Annotated in this window: 2 protein-coding genes; both read right to left on the reverse strand. The window is 70.1% G+C overall.

The genetic code is table 11. From position 1 onward, the window contains the following. Positions 1-55: 55 nt before the first annotated feature. Positions 56-1753 carry a monocarboxylic acid transporter gene (locus GL263_RS25460; protein ID WP_438948003.1) on the reverse strand — a complete coding sequence of 566 codons (1698 nt, stop codon included), beginning with the start codon at positions 1751-1753 and terminating at the stop codon, positions 56-58. Continuing rightward, positions 1750-2139, reverse strand: a 390-nt coding sequence (locus GL263_RS25465; RefSeq protein WP_323379559.1) for a DUF485 domain-containing protein, incomplete at its 5' end; no start/stop codon positions are given. The genes GL263_RS25460 and GL263_RS25465, both read right to left, overlap by 4 nt.

A 2139-nucleotide genomic window follows, 5' to 3' on the forward strand; every position in this document is an offset into this window, starting at 1 on the left:
CCTCCAGGCCGGGGAACAGGAGTGCGCGGACCGCCTGCGGCGCCTCGGCGCCGCGTCAGTGCTGCGGGGCCTTCTCGGCGCCGGCGCCGGTCAGCGCCCGCACCTGCAGCTCCGCGAAGCGGCGCGGGTCGTTCTCCTTCGACATCAGCGTGCCGACGACCGCGCACAGCAGGCCCAGCGGGATCGACACCAGGCCCGGGTTGCCGAGCGGGAACCAGTTGATGTCGATCGACGACACCAGCGCCGTCTCCGAGCCGGAGAACACCGGGGAGAAGATCACCAGGCCGACCGCGCTGATCAGGCCGCCGTAGATGCCGGCCACCGCGCCCTGCGTGTTGAAGCGCTTCCAGAAGAGGCTGAGCAGCAGCGTGGGGAGGTTCGCGGAGGCGGCGATGGCAAACGCCAGGGCCACCAGGAACGCCACGTTCAGGCTCTGCGCGAAGATCGCCAGGCCGATCGCCACACAGCCGACCGCCAGCGCGCTGCCCCGCGCGACCCGCACCTCCTCGTGCTCGGTGGCCTTGCCCCGCCGCAGCACGCTGTTGTAGAAGTCGTGGGCGAGCGAGGAGGACGAGGCGATCATCAGCCCGGCCACCGTCGACAGGATCGCCGCGAACGCCACGGCGGCGATCACCGCGAGCATCACCGCCGCCAGCGCGCTGCCGCCGAAGTGCGCCCCGACCGCCTCCGCGAGCTGGGGGGCCGCGGTGTTGCCGGCCGCGTTCTGCGCGGTGATGGCCTCCTTGCCGACCATGGCCGCCGCGCCGAAGCCGAGCACGAGGGTCATCAGGTAGAAGCTGCCGATCAGGCCGATGCCCCAGTTCACCGACTTACGGGCGGTGCGGGAGTCGGGCACGGTGTAGAAGCGGATCAGGATGTGCGGCAGGCCGGCGGTGCCGAGCACCAGCGCCAGGCCGAGCGAGATCAGGTCCAGCTTGTTCCACAGCGTCTGCCAGGCGTCGCCGGGGACCTCCTTGCCGAAGTTCAGCCCTGGTTCGAGGAACGCCTGGCCGACCCCGCTGGCGTCGGCGGCGTCCGTCATCAGCGAGCCGAGGTTGAAGTTGTAGGAGGCCAGCACCATCACCGTCAGCAGGAAGGCGCCGCCCATCAGCATGCCGGCCTTGATGATCTGCACCCAGGTGGTGCCCTTCATCCCGCCGAACATCACGTAGACGATCATCAGCACGCCGACCACCACGATGCCGGCGATCTTCGCGGCGTCCGCGCTCATGCCGAGGTACGTCTCACCCGGCTGGATTCCCAGCAGCAACGCGATCAGCGCGCCCGCGCCGACCATCTGCGCGAGCAGGTAGAAGATCGAGACCGTGATCGTCGAGACGGCCGCCGCCGTGCGCACCGGGCGCTGCCGCATCCGGTAGGAGAGCACGTCGGCCATGGTGAACCGGCCCGAGTTGCGCAGCAGTTCGGCGACCAGCAGCAGCGCCACCAGCCAGGCGACCAGGAAGCCGATCGAGTAGAGGAAGCCGTCGTACCCGGCCAGCGCGATCATGCCGGCGATGCCCAGGAAGGACGCCGCCGACATGTAGTCGCTTCCGATCGCGAAGCCGTTCTGCATGCCGGAGAACTCCCGGCCCCCGGAGTGGAAGTCGGTCGCCGAGCGGGTCTGGCGGCCCGCCCACACGGTGATCACGAGGGTGATGGCGATCATCACGAGGAAGAGCAGGACGGTGAACGTCCGGCCGGTGGTGCCGGCCTCCTCGGCGAGTTGGTACGTCACGGGTGCGGTGGTCACCGGCGCGCCTCCTCGGCCTCGGTCCGGTCGGCGGCGGCGTCGGAGGCGGTGCCGGACGCGGTGTCGGGGGCGGTGGCGGTGCCGCCGTCCAGCTCCTCGCACAGCTCGCCGGCGAGCGGGTCAAGACGCCTGGCGGCGTAGCGCGCGTACAGCACGGCGATGCCGAACGTGGTGACGAACTGGAGCACGCCGAAGACCAAGGCCAGGTTCACCCGGCCGAAGAGGACGGTCGCCATCGTGTCGCGGGCGTAGGCCGACATCAGTACGTAGAGCAGGTACCAGCTGAAGAAGGCGGCGCTCATCGGGAACACGAACACCAGCAGCCGGCGCCGCAGCTCCTTGAAGCGGGGGTCCTCGTGCATCTCCACGGAACGGTCGCTCAGCGT

The organism is Streptomyces durbertensis (genome assembly GCF_014156695.1).
GTDB classification, from domain to species: Bacteria; Actinomycetota; Actinomycetes; order Streptomycetales; family Streptomycetaceae; genus Streptomyces; species Streptomyces durbertensis.